At 58.9% G+C, this 16,313-nt stretch carries 13 protein-coding genes and 1 pseudogene; 8 read left to right on the top strand and 6 right to left on the bottom strand.

Annotated elements, in window-relative coordinates; all coding sequences use genetic code 11:
* Positions 1-105: 105 nt before the first annotated feature.
* Positions 106-876, bottom strand: coding sequence for an IclR family transcriptional regulator (locus DVK00_RS13965; protein ID WP_101351512.1), 771 nt, complete (start codon positions 874-876; stop codon positions 106-108).
* A 111-nt stretch (positions 877-987) separates the two neighbouring features.
* Here DVK00_RS13965 and DVK00_RS13960 point away from each other — a divergent pair, with 111 nt between their 5' ends.
* The gene (locus DVK00_RS13960; protein ID WP_101351511.1) at positions 988-1,314 is read left to right on the top strand and encodes an EthD domain-containing protein; all 327 of its coding nucleotides are present in this window, start codon (positions 988-990) and stop codon (positions 1,312-1,314) included.
* Between the two features lie 60 nt (positions 1,315-1,374).
* Here the strand turns inward: DVK00_RS13960 and DVK00_RS13955 are convergent, their stop codons facing one another.
* Entirely contained in the window at positions 1,375-1,845 is a 471-nt protein-coding gene (locus tag DVK00_RS13955; protein WP_101351510.1) for a VOC family protein, read from the bottom strand.
* A 191-nt stretch (positions 1,846-2,036) separates the two neighbouring features.
* On the opposite strand from DVK00_RS13955, the gene DVK00_RS13950 reads away from it, so the two are divergent.
* The 5 genes from DVK00_RS13950 (at position 2,037) to DVK00_RS13930 (ending at position 9,772) form a co-directional block, all read left to right on the top strand.
* Positions 2,037-4,886 (top strand): penicillin acylase family protein, encoded by a 2,850-nt coding sequence (locus DVK00_RS13950; protein WP_121577878.1) that lies wholly within the window; start codon positions 2,037-2,039, stop codon positions 4,884-4,886.
* Between the two features lie 129 nt (positions 4,887-5,015).
* A complete protein-coding gene (locus DVK00_RS13945; protein ID WP_101351508.1) occupies positions 5,016-6,263 on the top strand; it encodes an ABC transporter substrate-binding protein in 1,248 nt (415 codons plus the stop codon).
* Between the two features lie 8 nt (positions 6,264-6,271).
* Positions 6,272-8,296: an ABC transporter permease gene (locus tag DVK00_RS13940; protein ID WP_121577877.1), complete on the top strand. Its 2,025-nt coding sequence runs from the start codon at positions 6,272-6,274 to the stop codon at positions 8,294-8,296.
* Positions 8,289-9,053, top strand: coding sequence for an ABC transporter ATP-binding protein (locus tag DVK00_RS13935; protein WP_101351506.1), 765 nt, complete (start codon positions 8,289-8,291; stop codon positions 9,051-9,053). The genes DVK00_RS13940 and DVK00_RS13935 overlap by 8 nt, the downstream gene beginning before the upstream one ends.
* Complete coding sequence (locus DVK00_RS13930; protein WP_014030882.1) at positions 9,050-9,772, top strand: ABC transporter ATP-binding protein; 723 nt, start codon at positions 9,050-9,052, stop codon at positions 9,770-9,772. Before DVK00_RS13935 ends, DVK00_RS13930 begins: the two co-directional genes overlap by 4 nt.
* 257 nt (positions 9,773-10,029) lie before the next feature.
* Here DVK00_RS13930 and DVK00_RS13925 read toward each other — a convergent pair whose 3' ends face one another.
* Both DVK00_RS13925 and DVK00_RS13920 read right to left on the bottom strand, forming a co-directional pair.
* On the bottom strand, positions 10,030-10,782 hold the full coding sequence (locus tag DVK00_RS13925) for an IclR family transcriptional regulator (RefSeq protein ID WP_101351505.1): 753 nt from the start codon (positions 10,780-10,782) through the stop codon (positions 10,030-10,032).
* A gap of 1,085 nt (positions 10,783-11,867) precedes the next feature.
* Positions 11,868-12,269, bottom strand: a complete 402-nt coding sequence (locus tag DVK00_RS13920; protein ID WP_233560811.1) for a TOBE domain-containing protein — start codon at positions 12,267-12,269, stop codon at positions 11,868-11,870.
* A 160-nt stretch (positions 12,270-12,429) separates the two neighbouring features.
* Here DVK00_RS13920 and DVK00_RS13915 point away from each other — a divergent pair.
* Positions 12,430-13,212, top strand: a pseudogene (locus tag DVK00_RS13915) (glucose dehydrogenase); the annotation flags it as partial.
* Between the two features lie 289 nt (positions 13,213-13,501).
* On the opposite strand, the gene DVK00_RS13910 reads toward DVK00_RS13915, so the two are convergent.
* Positions 13,502-14,086 (bottom strand): HD domain-containing protein, encoded by a 585-nt coding sequence (locus tag DVK00_RS13910; protein WP_101351504.1) that lies wholly within the window; start codon positions 14,084-14,086, stop codon positions 13,502-13,504.
* Between the two features lies 1 nt (position 14,087).
* Positions 14,088-14,807: an EthD family reductase gene (locus tag DVK00_RS13905; RefSeq protein ID WP_198560261.1), complete on the bottom strand. Its 720-nt coding sequence runs from the start codon at positions 14,805-14,807 to the stop codon at positions 14,088-14,090.
* Positions 14,808-14,911: 104 nt separating this feature from the next.
* Between DVK00_RS13905 and DVK00_RS13900 the strand changes: the two genes are divergently transcribed.
* The gene (locus tag DVK00_RS13900) at positions 14,912-16,273 is read left to right on the top strand and encodes an NAD-dependent succinate-semialdehyde dehydrogenase (RefSeq protein ID WP_101351503.1); all 1,362 of its coding nucleotides are present in this window, start codon (positions 14,912-14,914) and stop codon (positions 16,271-16,273) included.
* The last annotated feature ends 40 nt before the right edge of the window (positions 16,274-16,313 follow it).

Below are 16,313 nucleotides of genomic sequence, written 5' to 3'. Positions count from 1 at the left end.
GCCCGCGCTGTCCCGGGAACGGGGGCGCCCGCACAGTCACAGCCATACCCAGCGACACACAATGCCAACCCCTCCCGTTGCTCCGTTCGAACCCTGCTGCTGACCTCACGGATGGGCCATATTGATCCCGATCTCGTTGACGACGCCCAGTAGCAGCGTCGGCAGTTCGTCCCGGAGAATGGCCCCTTCAAGCCGGCTTGCCGGGCCGGAAACACTGATGGCCCCGATGGCGATGTCGTTTTCGTCCGTAATCGGGGCCCCGACCGCGTGCAGTCCCTCCACCGATTCCTGAAAATTGAACGCGTATCCGCGGTCACGGATGGTCTCGATTTCCGCCCAGAGTTCGTCCCGGTCGGTGATGGTCTGTGGCGTCCGGCCGGGCAACCCATGCCTGTCGATGGTCTCTGTGATCTGGCTATCCGGAAGGTGTGCCAGTATGGCCTTCCCCGCAGCGTGCTGGTGGAGATAGTTCCGATGGCCAACCCGGGCGTACGTCTGTACCGAGTGTTTGCCCTGAGCGCCGTAGATGTGGACGCTGCGGCCGTGCTCTTCGACTGCACACCAGATTTTCTCCTCGGTCTCCTCCGCGAGTTCGTCGACTCTCGGCTTTGCCTCGTCGTAGAGACGGTACTTGTTCCGTGCCACTTCGCCGTAGTCCAGAAAGCGGATGCCGAGCTGATACTCGTTGTCGTCCTCGACGAGGAGGCTATTGGCCGCGAGTGTCTTCATGTATCTGTGCGTCGTACTCTTCGCACAGCCGAGGTGCTCTGTCATCTCCGACACCGTGGCCGTGTCGTGTCTCTTGAGATACTCCATAATCTCGATTGCTCGCTCGATTGTTCCGACCGGCCTGTTGACAGCGGGTGGGATTGCCATACGTACACACATGTTTAATTGGCTTACAAGTGTTGTGTTCGAGTAGCTTGAACTAATACAGCCAGATCGGATCGGTAGCTAAAAGCCAATCCCTGACGACTTGGCGCACGCATGACAAAAATTGTCGACTTACTCGTCCGGAGAGATGGGTACACTCACGAGGAGTTCGCCGACCGATGGCAAGGCGACCACTCGGAGTTAGCAAAGGACCTGCCAGGGCTGCAACGCTACGTGACGTCTGTCCCAACGGACCCAGAGCGTGCAGCCTACGACGGCGTGCTGGAGCTGTATTTCGAGGACATGGACGCACTCAGCGCTGCGTTCGATTCAGACCTTGCCGAGACGGTTCAGGCTGACGCGGCCGAGTTTATCGATCTGGACGCAGGCCCACGGCTTATCGTCGAGGAAACGGTCCAGCTCGACGAAAGAGACGACTGATAGCGTCGCTCCTGCTGTTCCCGCTTGACTCAGCTTCCCGAGAGCGAACCGTCGCAGATGTCAGCCATCGAGTCGGCTCCCATCGACGTAGAGCTTCTCGGCAGGTGGCCGGTCAGCGTCGTAACTATCGTGATACTCGAACAGCTGAACGAGCGCTCCGGTCGGGTTCGATGGTGGCACAAACGCCTCGGTCCAGTCCTGATATTCATGGTATTCGACGACACTGTATCCGTTGCGCTCCAGTACTGCTTTCACCGCGTCAACAGCAGCCACTTCGAGCGTGATGTGGTGCAATCCCGGCCCGTAGTCGTCGAGGTACGACGTGAGGAACGTGTCCGGTGCCTCGGGTGCGATAAGTTCGAGCCGCGACGCGTCTTGATTGAAGTCGTACTGCGCCCAGCGAAACCGCCCTTCGACGGACTCTTCGACGAGTTTCCGGCAGCCGAGTGCGAACAGGAACGGCTCAGCGTCGGCGATATGCTCGACAGCGATCCCGATGTGGTCGACACGGATCGGCGGGTCCACAGACATGGCGAGAACTGCGGCAGGCTCCCAATTATATGCTTGGGCCGTGAATGCGGGCGGCCGTTGAACTCAGTGCGGGTGCTGGGCGAATTGGCCGGGACAGACCGACCCTGATACCGCATCTGGAAAGGCATCTCATTGACACGCCCAGAAATGTCCCCAAATATTTATTAAATATCCGGACTGTCGACTACGGGATGCCAGCACAGCACCAGCACTCGTGGCAGCACCTCTCGCGACGAACGCTTCTGAAGACAGGCGCTGCGGTTACCGGCATGGCTGGAATCGGTGCCATCGAGACGGAGTTAGCCTACGCGCAAGAAGACGATGCCACGGTCACGATACGACGAGACGACTATGGCGTCCCACATGTTTACGCCCGCGACGCCGACAGCCGCGCACCGGCGTTCTACGGATTCGGATACGCAACGGCGGCAGACCGGCTTTATCAGCTCGAACTGTACCGGCGGTACTATCACGGGACTGTCGCGGCGGTCCTCGGTGCGGGCGACGAGGACACCGACTGGGTCCAGTTCGATATCGAGGCGCGGCGCAACACCGCCGGCGAGCCGTCACTGGACGAGCAGGCCGCTGAACAGTTGACGGCGGACCAGCGAGCGGTCCTGCAGGCGTTTACAGATGGTATCAACCGATACATTACCGAAGTCCGTGAAAGCGAGGAACTGCAATTCCATCAGGCCTTTCAGGAGCACGGGTTCGAGCCCGAGGAGTTTACCACGACGGACGCTGCCGGGATGTTCGTCGCCAGTATGGCGTATTTCAGCGGCTTCCAGCTCGAAACACTCGGTGCGACAGTTCTCGACACGCTCACGCAGGAAACTGGTAGCGAACAGCGTGCGATGGAGCTATTCGAGGACCTGCAATGGGGCGACGACCCCGGTTGCCCGACCTCGACGGTCCAGCCATCGGATATCTACTCTCCTCCCTATACCGACGTGGGTGCGGAGCCAACACCCAACGTGACTGAGGGACAGGAGACAGACAGGGTGACACGTGGGGCAAGCGGTTCGTCTGTGCTGCCGAGCAATCTGGTGACTGGTGGGGAGTACACGCCGCCAGCTGACCCCGAAGGGATGCACGAAGGCGAAATGGAGCGGATGCGAACGATTGCGTCCGGACTCGACAGGCTTGGCCTCCCGATCAAGTACGGCAGCAACGCTCTCGCTGTCCAGGGTGACATCACGGCCAGCGGCGATGCGCTACTGATGGGCGGGCCACAGATGGGGTTCAACACGCCCTCGATAATGTACGAGGCGAGCCTGCACGGCCCGGACTTCGACATCGCCGGTGTCACTGTTGCGGGGTATCCCTTCATCATGTTCGGACACAACCGCAACGGGGCACTGACCTCGACTGCCGGAATCGATAACTGCATCCAGATGTTCACGGAGTCGATCACGACCACTTCGTCGGGGCCGGACACGTACTCCTTTCAGGGCGAGGAGTACGAGGTCGAAACGGCCGAACAGACAATCACCGTCGCTGACGGCGAGGACGTGACGTATACTGAACGGTTCACTCGCCACGGTGTCGTGACCCAGTGGGACCCTGACAACGGGGAAGCACTGGCACAGACGAAGTCATACGCCGGCCGGCATATGAACTGCTGGCGGGCCTTCTATGAGTGTCAGTTCGCGACGGACGCCGAGGAGTTCCGGGAATCAGCCCAGCGGTGTGACTATGCGTTGAACTTCATGTGGGCCGACAAAGACGGTGACATCGCGTATGTCCATCTCGGTCGGTACCCGGACAGCGAAGCGGTCGACTGGGACACTCGGTTGCCAGCCGATGGAACACAGTACGAACTCACGGCGTCGGACTACCTGCGCGCGGCTGACGGTGACGTGCCCTACGCAATCAACCCCGATCCGGGGTACTCGGCACAGTGGAACAACAAACCCGCGCCTGCGTGGAACAACGGCGACCTGAGCTACTCGTGGTCGACCGACCACCGTGTGCAACGGATCATCAATCTAGTTGAGCAGCGGTTAGCACAGGAGGGGACAGTTGATTACGACTTCCTGAAGACTGTCGTCTACGATATCTCCTTCACCGACCTGCGTTCGATTCGGTATAGAGACCATCTGCTGGATGCGCTTGCGGACGTAGACCTCTCCGACACCGAACAGCAAGCACGCGACGAACTGGCCTCGTGGGACCACTTCGCACAGGCCGACGGCGAAGACAACGAGGGACGCCACTCTCCCGGGTACACCATCTGGGATGCGACGTTCCCGTACATTCTGGACGAGGTTTTCAGCGAGACGTTCGGGAGTGCCTACGGCCCGGCATCGTTCTTCCTCGGCTACGACTACGGTCGCGGCACCCTGATGCGGGTCCTCAACCCGGCGGAGACAGCACTGACGACGCAGGCAGAGTACGCGGATGGAGATATTACCGACGCGCTGGTCAGCGCGTTCCGGACGGCCGTGGGCGAACTCGCCGAGCAATACGACGGGGCCCCAAAGACCTGGCGTCGTGAGGCAGCACTCCATGAGTTCGACAATCTCGCGCTGTTCGGGATGCCTATCGGTGCCACATCCGCGGGGAACACGGCGCTGATGAACCGCGGAACTGAGAACCACGTCGTCCGGCTCAGTGACGACCCGGAGGCAGAGAACATCCTCCCGCCCGGGAACGACGGCTACGTCGCACCAGACGGCACCACTGGCGAGCATTATGCCGACCAGCTGGCGATGTTCGAGAATTTCGAGTACAAACAGCTGTTGTTCGCCGACGCAGCTATTGAGTCCGCCACAACCGAGTCCCGAACGCTGGCGCTGCCGGCAAACTCAACTGGCGCTGCTATCGGTAACACGCCGACGCCGGACGGCACCGAGACAGACGAGGGTACTGCGGCGAGCGGCGCAACGACTACCGATGAGACGGAGAGCGCGGACACAGCAACGGGGACGCCTCCTGTGACGGACGCCAGTGGACCCGGCTTCACGACACTGACTGGGGCGACAGCGGTACTCGGGACGGCGCTGGCGTGGCTGTACAGACAAACCGACACCACCAGATAGTCACCACCGCAGTGGGAAGCAGGAGTCACGAGCCGGGACACCACAGCTACTGACCCGCTTGAACGGCGCGATACGCGCTGACAGGGGCAAGGCTTTAATACGATTTGCTTAACAATAGATAATGAACCTATGTCGAGCGAAGGTACTTCACCAGACCGTACTGTAGGAATCGCCCGGTCACGGAGACAGTTCCTCGCCGCCGCCGGCGCGGTCGGCGCGCTTGGCCTCGCCGGTTGTCAGGGTGGCTCAACAGGTGGTGACGCGGCAGTGACCGTTGCGAGCCTGAACCCGATGACTGGCCCGTTCAGTTCTCTCGGACCGGGCCAGCGCACTGGGGCTGAACTCGCTGTAACGGAGATAAACAACAACGACGATTACGACTTCGAGTTCGAGTTGGTGACGGGCGATACAGAAACCGAGGCCGGGGCTGCACAGTCCGAGGCACAGCGCGTCGTTCAAGAAGAGGGAGCAGAGTTTGTGTTCGGTGCGATATCAAGCTCCGTTGCACTCGGGCTGAACGACTTTGCCGCTCAGTCGGAGCATATCTACTTCCCCGGCGGCGCAGCCGTCCCGATCACCGGGTCTGCCTGCAACGAATGGGTGTTCCGATTCGAAACGAACACCGCACAGATTGCCGAGGCGATATCGGCGTACTCAGTCAACAATCTGGGGACCAACGTTTGGTTCCACTACGCGGACTACGCGTACGGCGACTCGGTGTACAACCGTACCAGCAGGCGCATGGCGGCCGCCAGCGACGACTACACCGAGGTCGGGACATCAACGTCCGAGCTGGGTGCTAGCAACTACGGCTCGTTCATCACGCAGATCAGCAACTCTGACGCCGACGTGGTCGTTCTAGGGATGACCGGTGGTGATCTGGTGAACTTCACCAACCAGGCCGCGGATCAGGGCCTCACTGACCAGATCGCTGTTGTCGGTCCGACCCAGACGTTCCAGAGTGTCCGTGCCGGGACCGGGTCGAACAGCGTCGGCACATTCGGCGGCGCTCGGTACGACCCTTCGCTCGACACCGGTGACAATCAGGCGTTCGTTGAGGCCTACGCCAGCGAGAACGACCGTGAGCCAGGCAACTTCGCCCGCGTTGGCTACGACTCGCTGCGGTTGATGGCCAAAGGAATGGCCGAGGCCGGAAGCACTGAACCGGCGGATGTCCGAGACGCCCTCGAAGGTGGCACGTTCACGACAGTACTGGGAGACATTACCCTTCGAGAGAGCGACCATCAGGCCACGAACCCGACGTGGATGGCGAAACTCACCGAGGGCGACGGTGACACAGCGGATGTTGAACTCCTCGACCAGGTCCCAGGGTCGGAGACGCTGCCACCAGCCAGTGACCTCGGCTGTGAGATGTAGGTAGTACAATGGTCGCTGCCGACTTCATCGAACAACTGCTGAATGGCCTCACCCTTGGGATGGTTTACGTCCTGCTAGCCGCCGGACTGTCAGTCATTTTCGGCGTGATGGACGTGATCAACTTCTCCCATGGCGAACTGTTCGCACTCGGTGCGTATTTCGCGCTGACCATCATTGCGCCGTTCGGAGCGGGGACTGGATTCTGGGTCGCGATAGTGGTTGCCCCGGTCGTCGTCGGTCTCATCGGTGCCGCTATCGAGCGAACGACTGTCCGGCCGTTATACGGTCGGGACCCGCTGTATCACATTCTCCTGACGTTCGGGCTGGTGCTCGTGATCAACGACGGCATCCGTCTTATCTGGGGGACACAGCAACGACAGCTAGCTGTCCCGGCGTACCTGAGTCGCCCGGTGTCTATACTGAGCGTTCAGGTGTCCGTGTATAACTATTTCATGATTGTCTTTGCGGCGTTGCTCGCGGTTGTGACGTGGTATCTGCTGAACCGGACAAAGTACGGGATGATTATCCGTGCCGGGTCACAGGACCGTGAGATGGTTCGTAACGTCGGGATTGATATCGACCAGTACTACACGCTGGTCTTTGGCGTCGGTGCGGCGCTCGCTGCCGTCGCCGGGATTGTCCTTGGCGGCTACCAGAACGTAAACACCGGCATGGGCAACAGCGTCATCATTCCGGCGTTCGTTGTTGTCGTCCTCGGTGGCCTCGGTAGTTTCAGAGGGGCTGTCTTCGGCGGATTGCTCGTCGGGGTCGTCCAGACACTGATGCGGGCCTACAGCGGGACTGTCCTCGCCACGTTCGGTGAGACCACGCTGAGCGTTCCCAATCTCGAAGGGCTGACCGTGTACCTGCTTATGATCGCGGTGTTGCTCGTCAAACCGCAAGGACTGTTCGGAACTCGGGGTGAAGAGTCAGAAAGCGAAGGCGAACTTCTCGTCGGCGGGTATGGCGGGGTACTGGCAGACAGTACTCGGGTCCGACTCGGCGGTATCGCCGTTGCCGCGCTCGCAGTCGCGCCAGTGGCGATTCTGCTCATGGGCGATCAGTACTACCTTGTCGTCCTCAACGAGATCCTCATCTGGGCTATCTTCGCACTGAGTCTCGATATCGTGATGGGCTATGCTGGACTGGTGCCGCTCGGCCACACGATGTTCTACGGCGTCGGCGCTTACACCGCCGCGCTCGTGATGTTGCACTACTCGCAGTCGGTTTTTGTCGTGTTACTCGGGGCGATCCTCCTCTGTGCCCTCTTGGCCTGGATCGTTGGCAGCCTCTCTATTCGAGTTTCCGGCGTGTATTTCGCGATGATTACGCTGGCGTTTGCGGAGTTACTCTACAGCGCTGTGTTCAAGTTCGACTTCACCGGTGGGAGCGACGGTCTGCTCGGTTTTGAGGCCTTCCTCGGACTCGGTAGTGTCGGGGCGTCGCTCTCGAACATTGAGTTCGGGCTCCTCGGGTACGAAGTCGGACAGCAGGTCGTGTTCTACTATCTCGCCCTGCTACTTGCTGTGCTCTCGTTCCTGTTCGCTCGGCGAATGATGAACGCACCGTTTGGCAGTGTTCTGCAGTCGATCCGGGAAAGCGAAGAGCGGGCGGAGTTCATCGGGTACGACGTCAACAGATACAAGCGCCGAGCGTTTGTCATCAGCGGCGGTATGGCTGGACTGGCCGGCGGGCTCCTCGCCGTCAGTCCGTCAACTGTCATCATCTCACCGGACCAGACACTCAACTGGATCCACTCAGGGGAAGTCATCGTTATTGCGCTGTTTGGCGGAATGGGGACACTGTACGGTCCCATGATCGGCTCCGGTGTCTTCTTCGGTGCCGAGGAGTTCCTCTCGTCGTACACCGACCAGTGGCGGCTTATCATCGGGACGATGTTTATCCTGTTCGTGCTGTTCGTCCCACGCGGTATCGTATCGATTCCGTCTCTCGTCGCACAACGGCTGGAGACGGCCAACAACGCGGACGGTCCTGTCGACATGGATGAGCCGGAAGTGAGAAGCGATGACTGAGACTGTACTCGAAACGGACGGACTGACGAAGCGGTTCGGCAAGCTCACCGCCGTTGACGACGTGTCGCTGTCGGTTGCCGACGGTGAGTTCAGGAGCGTTATCGGGCCAAACGGGGCCGGGAAGACAACGACGTTTAATCTCATCACTGGGGCGCTATCGCCGTCAGCGGGCGTCGTGCGGTTCAAAGGTGAGGACATCACTGACGTCGCGCCACACGAACGGGTTGGCCGCGGACTGGGCCGGTCGTTCCAGATTACGAACGTTTTCGGCGGCCTCACCGTGCGAGAAAACGTGCGGCTGGCAGCACAGTCCGTCCACAGTGACGAGATCAATCCCAGCGAAGCGCTGTTCCGTGACAAGAACGGCTTCGACGAGATCACGGAGCAAACCGGGACGGTGCTGGAACAGATCGGGCTCCAAGACAGGGCTGACGAGCACGCTGAGGCTCTGGCGTACGGCGACCAGCGTCGCCTCGAACTGGGTCTCGTACTGGCGACAGACCCGGATCTTGTCATGCTTGACGAACCAACTGCTGGCATGAGTAGCGAGGAAACACAGGCCACAATGAATCTTATCGATGAAGTCCTTTCAGACCGGTCGCTGATGCTCATCGAACACGATATCGACCTTGTGATGCGTGTCTCGGACCGGATTACTGTTCTGACGCGCGGCGAAGAACTCGCAAGCGGGACGCCCGAAGAGATCGCAAACAACGACGACGTCCGCGATGCGTACCTCGGTGGTGTTCGCGAATGACCGACCCGCTACTCTCCCTCGAAGACGTCCGGGCTGGATACGGGATGACTGAGGTACTACAGGGCGTCTCGATGGATGTCGAACGCGGAAGCGTCGTGTCGCTGGTCGGGCGCAACGGCGTCGGCAAGACAACGACGCTACGGTCGATTGTCGGTAACATCACCCCGACTGGTGGGTCAATAACGTTCAACGGCGAGGACATCACGACACGCAACTCCGAGGCGACGATCCGGAGCGGCATCGGGTTCGTTCCCGAAGAGCGACGGATCTTCCCCGAGTTGACCGTCCGAGAGAACATCAGAATGGGTGAAATCGGTGCCGAGTCGCCTGACGGGCCGTCAGTCGACGACGTACTGGATATGTTCGAGAACCTCGCGGAGCGAGAACACAAGGACGGATCGGTCCTTTCCGGTGGCGAACAGCAGATGCTCGCGGTCGGCCGCGCTCTGACTGCCGACCCGGATCTGTTGTTGCTTGACGAACCGACGGAAGGGCTCGCACCCTATGTCGTCCGGCAGATAGAGGACCTTATCCTCGAACTGAACGAACAGGGTATCACGGTGCTGGTCGTCGAGCAGAACATCCCGGTCGCATTGGCGGTCTCGGAGTACACGTACATTCTCGAAAAGGGCGAGATCGTCCACGAGGGGACTGCGGCGGAGATCCAGAACAACGAGGACGTACTCGACAGACACCTCGGCGTCGGTGTCACTGACTGACTATGGCGACAATCGCCGGGCACGACCCGATCCCCGGTCACTAGCCGTATAGCGCAGGGCCCCGTTCGAGACGGGGCTTACCGACCATAGTTCGAGCCCCATGTACCGAGCGGTAACGACCACTAGAGTGTCAACACATCACACAGTCAGTTCTATTCTATTGAATCGGCTTCTATCGTGCTATAGCGTTGTTCCGAAGGGATTCGAACGGTCTCACAGGTGTCTTGCCCAGATCAGTGGTGTTCGAGTCAATAGAACTACTGATACGAGAGATTCACCTGTAGCTCGCCGGAGATCCCACGGATAAGGTCGGTCAGTTCGTTTTCGATGCGTTCCGAGTCCAGCCGGTTTGCCGGTCCTGAGACACTGATGGCACCGTACGTGTTGCCGGCGTTGTCTACCAGCGGGGCACCGACGCCGGCTACGCCTTCGAGGAACTGGTCGATTCCGTAGGCGACGCCGCGGTCCTGAATCTCGTCGAGTTCTGCTTCGAGTTCCTGCCGATCCCGACCGTCGGGGAGGGGGTAGTCGTAGCTTTCGAGGATTGTCTCCCGCCGGTGTTTCGGCAACACTGAGAGGATTGCCATGCCTCCAGCGAGCCTGTACAGTTCGGTGTACTGGCCGATCTGTGAGTTTGTCTGAATCGCCCGACTGCCGAGCGCTTTGGCCAGGAAGACCGCCTTTCCGTTCTCTTCGACGATCCACCACGCTTTCTCGTCGGTTTCGTCGGCTATCTCGTTCAGTTTCGGGGCGACCTCCTGGTACATTTCCTGTCGCTCGCGGACTTTCATCCCGATATCCAGAAACCGCAAGCTCAGCCGATACGCCTTGTTCTGGTCCTGGACGACGTAGCCTCGGCTCTGGAGTGTCGAGAGATGAACGTGGACTGTGCTCTTGGGCATCTCTACCCGCTCTGCCAGCTCAGTGACGCCGAGTGCCTGTTCCGTTTTCAGTGCTTCAACAATGTCCAGCACCCTTCCGGCGGACTCGATCGGGTCTTGTCCTGTCATACCAGTATATTTGGCTAAATGATTATAAAATCATTCAATCAGTTTGAACTCTATGTCCGGAGACTGTGTTATCAGGTGTATTCCCAGTGGCATCGCGACGACTGCAGCATGATATACTACCCAAAACTCGGCAATCCAGTGACTCTCCTAAATTCCGTCCGTCCGTTTACGTACCTACTGACCACTGTATTGCCACTGAGAAACGGAGTAAGGCGGCGTCGTCCCGGTGCTCTAATGCCGGCCGATGCAGATGTCGGACGGTGGCACTTGCTGTACATCAGGATGTTCAATCAGCTTGAACTCGGCCGCAGCATACGAAATACAAATGAGAACATAGCGAGGATAGCAGCGTTACCGGGACTAGTCCCGTCACGGTCTCCCAGTCCGTTTCGATTCGCCCTGTTCGTGCTCAGCACTCTCCTTGCACCACCGCAATCACTTCTCGTATCGCCTCGGTACTGGTCTGCACTCCAACGCCGACACTATCACCTACGGCCGGTAACTCTCAGGCTGATTCTGAAATAGATAATAGATGTACGCCTGTTATCCTATGGCTGTATCTCTGAGGTGTGCGCGCTCCAGAGCGCAGTGCAACCATCCGGCCTACAGTGAGGGTTGTTCACAGGTGTTGAATCTCAGCCAGGGTTGCATCTGTCTCTCCCCTGCTCCCGACGCCTAATGAGACGTGTAGAGCAGTCGACTACTCCGATAATATTTGTACGCCTGTTATCTGATGGCCATGTGGATGTCGTATTACGAAACACAGTGCCGTTGCGGTACTGACCCTCTACAACGACAACAGTTCATATAGCAAGTGACTGCGCCTCGCTGGTGACTGCGTGAATGAATTTCACATTACGAAACTAACTCCCACACCCGCTCGCAGAGCGGAAATATTGAATACTGAGCAAGCACGTCTCAGACCATCTCGTCAGCAAGCCCTGCTCACAGAGCCGTCAAAATAGGTCGGTTCCGCGCTGGTCCTCCCAGTGGCTCCTTTGGTATTCTTCCGGCTGTCACTGCCACTGGTACCCTTCTCGGGTATTCTCAAGCCACGTTCTATCGGGCGTCGCGGAATGAGAAAATCAGGCTGCAACCGGACTCTCTTCGTCGATTTCCGTTTCACTGTTCTTGATCGCAGTGCCGGAGTCCGCATCAAACAGATGGATGACCTCCTCTGGGAACCGCAATCCGACCGTGACGCCATTCCCGAGGTTTGCTCCATCCTCGACGGTGACCGTATACTGCTGCCCGTCGATCGTCACGTATACATGAAACAGGTCCCCAAGTGGCTCGACGACGTCGACGGTCGCGGTAACGGTCTGCTCCGGGCCAGTCGCGGGGCTGAGCTGAATATCTTCAGGCCGGACACCGAGGATGACTTCCTCGTACCCGTCGAGCTGGGCGGCGGTCTCAGCGGACAGCTCGTAGGTAAACTCCTGGTGCACTAGCGACCCGTCCTCGACAGCGGCAGGAATGAAGTTCATCGAGGGCGACCCGATGAACCCGGCGACAAACCGATTGGCTGGACGGTGATAACACTCCAGTGGCGTTCCAACCTGCTGTAACACGCCATCGTCCAGAATAGCGATACGGTCGCCCATCGTCATTGCTTCCGTCTGGTCGTGAGTAACGTAGATCGTTGTCACGTCGAGTCGGTTCTTCGAGAACAACGAGCCCGATATGGCTCCACCAGGTGAGTATGTCGAACGGGGGATTGCGGGGGCGCACGGCTACATGGCCGAGTACTTCACCACACCCGCATCGTTTCTCGTCCCGGTCCCGGAATCGCTTGCGGATGTCGGATTTCTGGTCGAACCGATCAGCAATGTCGAAAAGGCACTTGAGCTGGCACAGCGTTCCAGGTCGACCTTCGAGTGGCAGAATGCTGCCGGACTCGTCCTCGGAAACGGACCGCTAGGACTGCTCACATTGGCGATGCTTGTAGACCGGTGTGAGCGGACGTACTGTCTCGGCCGTCGTGAACGGCCGGACCCGACCATCGACATTATCGAGGAACTGGGGGCTACCTACGTTAATTCTCAACAGACGGCCGTCGACGAGATACCCGATGTCCACGAGCCGATGGATCTGGTGTTCGAGGCGACAGGGCATGCAAAACACGCGTTTTCGACGGTCGAGGCACTCGGTGCGAACGGAGTCGGCGTCCTCCTCGGCATCCCTGAGGACTGGGAATTTACTGTCAACGGTGGGGCGCTTCACAGGCAGTTGGTCCTCCAGAACAAAGCGTTGCTCGGGAGCGTGAACTCCAACGTCCGGCATTACAAACGCGCTCGTAACACACTCGCGGAATACCCGGACTGGTTCCTTGCGTCTATCATGACGACCCAGTGCTCGGTGTCGGGGTTTGCAGACGCATTCGAAAAGTCGCCGGATACCATCAAATCGTACATCGAATTCAGCGCATAAGCCGCAGCATACCCTCGATATGTGTATATACACTCGAAAGAGTGGTATTTCTCCGCGCTTCCTCATGGATAATTGTCTTAATCATCTTTTGACGAGGATTTTCGAAATAAGGCTCCTCTAGGGATATTTGTGGCAAGAAATTATTGATATATGGGGCATCTTCGGTATACTTAGACGTAAATGCTGGTTGGAGACGTAGAAATCCATTGAAAATTAAAAATGAAAGCCCCCGTAGGGACTAGTTTCGTCGGTCGACGCTGTGGCAGAGTGCTATCGTTCGCGCCAGTGGCTACGTCTGGGAATACTCATCGACCCACTCCTGCAGCGTGATGCCCATCGTTGACTGCGTAATCGCGTTCGAGGATGCGGAGTTCGCACTCTTGACGAGTTCGGCTTCCAGTGTCCGCGTCGGGATCTCGCCGATAAAGTGCGGAATCGCTCGTTGGACCGCCAGCGGACAGCCGACCTCGTGTGCGAGTGCATAGCCCGACAGGGAGTGTGGGACCTCTTCGGTTGCGTATTTCGGGTCCGGGTCGAGTAGCTTCTCGTCCTCGACGAAGTCGACGTACTCGTAGCACTTTCCGACGTCGTGGAGTAGTGTGGCTGCCACGATGACGTCCATATCGGGGTCGGCACCGTGGAACTCCTGCTGCTCGATAGCGGATTCCCGTGCGATTCTGGTGACACCGCGGACGTGCCTGACGTTGGTTACTTCGTGGATGTTCCAGGCGTAGGGGATATCCGTAATGTCGCGCCAACCACCTCGGTCGAGCGCGAGTGCCCACGCCTCGATGACGTTGCTGCGGAGGCTGTCCGACGAGATGTAGTCGAGTTCCGGGAACGCCTCCGTGACTTGCTCCTCGTAGTCGGGCATACTACCCCTCGTCCTTGACGAGCTGTTCCTGGCCGATAAACCGGGGCCGCTCGTCGATAGCCAAGAAGTTATCCACGTCCTCGCGGGCCGCTTTCGCTTTCCCTCTGTCAGGCGCGTAATCCCGCGACCCTTCGCTGCCGAGCGCGTCGTATAGCTTCTCGAGGTCGTCAAAGTAGAGTTCGGCGACGCCGTCGAACTCGGCGTTCTCGGGGTCAGTGGGGATGACCGTATTGTACCTGACGACGCCCTCTATTTCGCGCGCGATCGGCGTATGGTTGGTCTGCCAGTAGTCGACGAACTCATCGTGTGTCATGTCGTCCTGCCGGACGAGAAACGCCGAGTGCTTGTAGAGGCCGTCGGTGTCGCCGTCGACCTCGTCTTTCTGGACGATCTCTTCGCCGATAATACGCGGCCGCTCCTCGACAGCGAGGAAGTTATTCACGTCCTCGCGGGCCTTCGCGGCGATTTCCTTTGTTGGGTCGTAATCTCGGGACCCAGGACTGCCCAGCGCCTCGTGCAGGTCGTCGAGCGTCTCAAAGTACAGTTCCGCTACGCCGTCAAACTCGGCGTGTGCTGGTTCTGTTGGAAGAACTTGCTGGTAGCGAACCACGCCTTCGATGTCTTTCGCGATTGGCGTGTGGTTGGTCTGCCAGTAGTCGACGAACTCCTTGTGAGACATGCCCTCCTGTCTGACTAGCAGGGCTACATGCTTGTACATCATCAGCACATTTCTGACCTATGAGTATAAAAACTACCGCTGTCACCTGTCAGGAAATTTGGGTCAGTAAAGATTAATGTATCCGTGACGCCGAACACTGAACCAATATGGAGGCAGTCAACCCCGCTACGGGCGAGCGCCTAGACGTGTACGACCCTGATGATGACGACACAGTCGAGCGAAAGCTAGACCACGCCACGTCGACGTTCGAGGACTGGCGTGAGGTCCCGCTGCGCGAACGGGAGGAGTTGCTTGAAAACGCCAGCGATGTTCTACGGGAGAACAAACAGCGGTACGCTGAACTGATGACCCGGGAGATGGGAAAACCAATCACGCAGGCCATCGCTGAAGTTGAAAAGTGTGCGTGGGCGTGTGACCATTACGCCGAATACGCACACAAGTATCTCTCCGATGAACACCACCCCAGTCCGCCGGGAACGGAGGTAAAGACGGTCCATGATCCGCTCGGGCCCGTGCTAGCAGTGATGCCCTGGAACTATCCGTTCTGGCAGGTCATTCGCTTTGCCGCGCCCTATCTCACTGCCGGTAACGTGGGCCTCCTCAAACACGCCTCAAACGTCCCCGGGTGTGCGCTCGCGCTCGAAGAAGTGTTTGCCGAAGCCGGTTATCCTGACGGCGCTTTTCAAACGCTGTTGGTTGGATCCAGTAACGTCGACAGCATTCTCGCAGACGACCGTGTCCGCGCGGCGACGCTGACCGGAAGTGGTCCCGCCGGGCGTGCCGTCGCCGAAACCGCCGGCAAGCATCTGAAAAAGACTGTGCTGGAACTCGGCGGGTCTGACCCGTTTATCGTCCTCGACGATGCAGACCTCGATGCGGCCCTCAAGACTGGAGTGCAGGCACGGACACTAAACGGCGGCCAGTCCTGCATCGCCGCCAAGCGATTTATCGTTCACACAGATGTCTATGACGAATACGTTGATCGGCTCGTCGCTGCCTTCGAAGACCTCACTGTCGGCGATCCGATGTCCGAAGAAACCGATATCGGCCCGCAGGCCGACCCTGACCTCATGGCCGAACTGCACGACCAGGTACAGGAAAGCGTCGACGCTGGTGCGACGCTGTTGACCGGGGGCGAGCCGCTTGCCCGGACCGGAGCGTTCTACCCGCCGACAGTACTGACTGCTGTCCCGTCTGGGTGCCCCGCCGACACAGAGGAGATGTTCGGACCAGTAGCGACCGTGTATGAGGTTGCCGATGCGGATGAAGCGATTACGGTCGCAAACGACACCCGTTTCGGGCTGGGTGCGAGCCTCTGGACTTCGGACCGAGAACGCGGCCAGCGTCTGGCACGAGATATTTCCGCGGGCTGCGTCTACATCAACGAGATGACTAAATCGGACCCGCGGGTTCCGTTCGGCGGCATCAAAGACGCCGGCTACGGCCGTGAACTCTCGGAGATGGGTATCAAAGAGTTCGTCAACAAAAAGACGGTCTGGGTCGAATAACTGCCGGGGTTTGCGACTGGGTCATACTTCTCTTGCTGGC

The organism is Haloarcula sp. Atlit-47R (assembly GCF_003665985.1).
GTDB lineage: Archaea > Halobacteriota > Halobacteria > Halobacteriales > Haloarculaceae > Haloarcula > Haloarcula taiwanensis.
This window is presented reverse-complemented; position numbering and strand designations above follow the sequence as displayed.